Source organism: Aeromicrobium sp. 9AM (genome assembly GCF_902506105.1).
Classification (GTDB): domain Bacteria; phylum Actinomycetota; class Actinomycetes; order Propionibacteriales; family Nocardioidaceae; genus Aeromicrobium.
Genome location: NZ_LR733310.1, coordinates 1 through 2,562 on the forward strand (window position 1 = coordinate 1; position 2,562 = coordinate 2,562).

5 protein-coding genes are annotated in these 2,562 nt (G+C 60.6%); 2 read left to right on the forward strand and 3 right to left on the reverse strand.

The genetic code is table 11. From position 1 onward, the window contains the following. The first annotated feature begins 179 nt into the window (after positions 1-179). Positions 180-377 carry a hypothetical protein gene (locus tag BOSE46_RS21335; protein ID WP_159543112.1) on the forward strand — a complete coding sequence of 66 codons (198 nt, stop codon included), beginning with the start codon at positions 180-182 and terminating at the stop codon, positions 375-377. Positions 378-871: 494 nt separating this feature from the next. Here BOSE46_RS21335 and BOSE46_RS21340 read toward each other — a convergent pair whose 3' ends face one another. From BOSE46_RS21340 to BOSE46_RS21350, 3 genes are all read right to left on the reverse strand, one after another. Then, positions 872-1,225: a hypothetical protein gene (locus BOSE46_RS21340; protein WP_159543115.1), complete on the reverse strand. Its 354-nt coding sequence runs from the start codon at positions 1,223-1,225 to the stop codon at positions 872-874. A 105-nt stretch (positions 1,226-1,330) separates the two neighbouring features. Beyond that, positions 1,331-1,543, reverse strand: a complete 213-nt coding sequence (locus BOSE46_RS21345) for a hypothetical protein (RefSeq protein ID WP_159543117.1) — start codon at positions 1,541-1,543, stop codon at positions 1,331-1,333. An 88-nt stretch (positions 1,544-1,631) separates the two neighbouring features. Then, positions 1,632-1,808, reverse strand: a complete 177-nt coding sequence (locus BOSE46_RS21350) for a hypothetical protein (protein WP_159543120.1) — start codon at positions 1,806-1,808, stop codon at positions 1,632-1,634. A 106-nt stretch (positions 1,809-1,914) separates the two neighbouring features. On the opposite strand from BOSE46_RS21350, the gene BOSE46_RS21355 reads away from it, so the two are divergent. Further along, entirely contained in the window at positions 1,915-2,409 is a 495-nt protein-coding gene (locus BOSE46_RS21355; protein ID WP_159543123.1) for a hypothetical protein, read from the forward strand. Positions 2,410-2,562 lie beyond the last annotated feature (153 nt).

The following is a 2,562-nucleotide window of genomic DNA, read 5'->3' on the forward strand; positions in this document are numbered from 1 at the left end:
GGTGACCACGAGCGGACAAGTCGCAACAAGGCACAAAGCCAGTCATTCCGAGGGTCACACCCGCGGTCACCAACCACAGCCCAGCACCATCAGGCTGCGTTGGCGATCCTCACAGTCATTCCGCCGCTTGCCGGCGCATTGTGAAGTCGGCGTCGTGTTTGAGGTGCCACACTCTCCAAATGACCATGCACCCGAATCCAGAGCGCGACCGCTTGTCCACGCGCACTCTCTCGGTGTTCTTCATGGTCGGTCTGGCCCTGACGGCCGTAGGCGTCGCAGATTTTGACGACGGCAAACTCTTCGTCCTCGTGGGTGCCGTAGTTATGGCGTTCAACGGCAAGGTGCTCCTCAGCCGCTGGCTCGGCCAAATCCACTAGCGGGGATCCGCCCGACCCGGATCGCCGCATCTCAGGCGCGCGTCTTTCCGCCGCGCGGGGACCGCCTGGCTCGGGCACGGGCCATGATCTGTCGATGCACAACTGGGTTCGTCTAGGTTCAAACCATGGCGGATGACGCGTATTGGTCAGTGGACTTGCCGGGGCTGAGTGAATCAGGCGTGGAGCTTCTCTTGGAGCGAGCCGCAGACTTTGGAGTTTCCCAAGGCGGGACAGCGGTTGATCCTCAGAGATGGCTGACTCTTCACATGGATCGCGAGACTGTCGAGACAATTGCAGAGGGGTTGAGAGCAAAGGTGGCTCCGCCGGCTATGAACTACTCGGCACCCTCGAAGAGTGGTTGAACCGTAGTCCTCGATAGTTGGCGAGGTGCATCTTTCCGACGCAACCGAGCGCGTATCGGACGAATACGAACGCTGGGCGCAGTACCGGTGCACTTCGGAAGCTCGCCTGACAGGATCAGGTCCGGGCTTGACTCAGTGAGCAGGAACCGGGATTTTGAGTGCCTTGTAGCTGGCCCGAACCTCGTCCTGGTCGAAGCACCTCGGGTACATCACCTTGATCTCGTTGGTGCTCTCGATGGTCCCCGTCAGCATCCTGGCAAGGTGCTCCTGTGCCCCGGGGTAGATCGAGCCTTCCCCGCCATCGCCCCAGAACGCCTTCATCCGTTGGTCCCCCGCGTGCTGGCTCTCGATGGCATCTCGCGCCTCGCTGCAGGTTTTGAATGGATACTTTCCTTCAAACGCCTCCGGCGTGCTGGTGATACCCGGGTCGCTCGAGCAGCCAGACAGGGCCACAAGCATGCAAAGGGTCGTGAAGATCAGCCGCATGCCTATACATTTCCATGAGGCCGCACTGCCTGTTCTAGTTCCGATCACTTTCGGCCCACCAAAGTCCGGTCGTCTCGATCGACACGACGGCTCGGATGGTCCGGGTTAGCTGGCTTCTTCTTCAAAGCTGGCCCGGTTGCCCACCTGCACACCCTTCGCGATGATGCCGATTTGGAAGAGCGTGGCAGAAATCGCCAGTATCAGGTATCCGATCCAAGCAACATCGTTCTCGAACGTCAGGCCGAGAACGACACCCCCGATGAAGGCGCCCAGCAGTCCGTACGTCAGGTAGTCGCCGGGGTTCCACGGGTTGCGCATCCTGTCTCTCATTGCGCGATCGTCGCATCCCGCGGTGGTACGTGTGAGCGTTTTGAACGCGTCGCCCTGCTGGCATCGGCGCACGCTACTAGCCAAAGACGGCCGACTGAACCCCGTATCCGATGACAAGGAGTACGACGAGCAGCGCGAGGAGGGAGGCGACTTCGCGTCCGGCACCGTCGATGTCGGAGCGGTAGGCCGCCACGACGGCGGTTGCGATGCATCCGACGAAGATCACCCCGGCGATCAGCAACAGAATCGTCACGCAGGAAATTCTGACAGACTGCAGCGCGCCCCTCGTTCTGATCTACTCGGACACTTCATTCAGCCGCGATGCGGCATCGTCCTCGTCGTGGTGCGATGATGCCCGGGTGGATGCGAGCGACACTTCATATGAAGCAGTCGAACGTCTTGCTCGCCAGGTCGGCATCCAGTCGACAGACTTCAGCTCAGAACACGATCGATGGCCGGTGTATCAGCGGGCGATACAAGAACCGTCGACTTTCGATCAGCTGAAGCGATGCATCCGAGATGAGCAGGACGATGTAGTGGCTCATTCAGCTGTGCTCCTGGTACTGGAACGCGTTACGGCAGACGAAGCAGAAGCGTGGTTGTCGCTCCTTCCAATGACTTCTCGCGACCACGCAACGGTCCGTGCCAGTGAGATTCAGGTCCTGGGGCGGGCCATCGATTCTGAACTCCCAACCCCGGAAGTCGACGAACAGTTGGAGCTTTGGACGGATTGGCTTCAGCGGCGTCTAGTCCCGCACCTCGACGCGGAATCATTGAGCGTGCTGGCAGCCCGCGCACGCACAAAGAAGGTGCGAACCGCCAGTGCCCAACGTCTGCGCACCATCCAAGTCTGATCAAACTTCCGCGCCGGCACGACTTACGACGCTCCTATGCTTCGTCAAGCCGCTGCGGGGCCGTTTTCGAGTAGTCGGTAGAGGTCGCGGGCGACGTAGCGGGCTAGGCAGCGTTTGATCTCTCGGTTGGTTTTGCCTTCGGCGGTGCGTCGG

Excerpts from the sequence above, each read along its gene's own strand:
- BOSE46_RS21335 (WP_159543112.1), top strand. The coding sequence starts at position 180 with ATGACCATGCACCCGAATCCAGAGCGCGACCGCTTGTCCACGCGCACT.
- BOSE46_RS21345 (WP_159543117.1), bottom strand. The coding sequence starts at position 1,543 with ATGCGCAACCCGTGGAACCCCGGCGACTACCTGACGTACGGACTGCTG.
- BOSE46_RS21340 (WP_159543115.1), bottom strand. The coding sequence starts at position 1,225 with ATGCGGCTGATCTTCACGACCCTTTGCATGCTTGTGGCCCTGTCTGGC.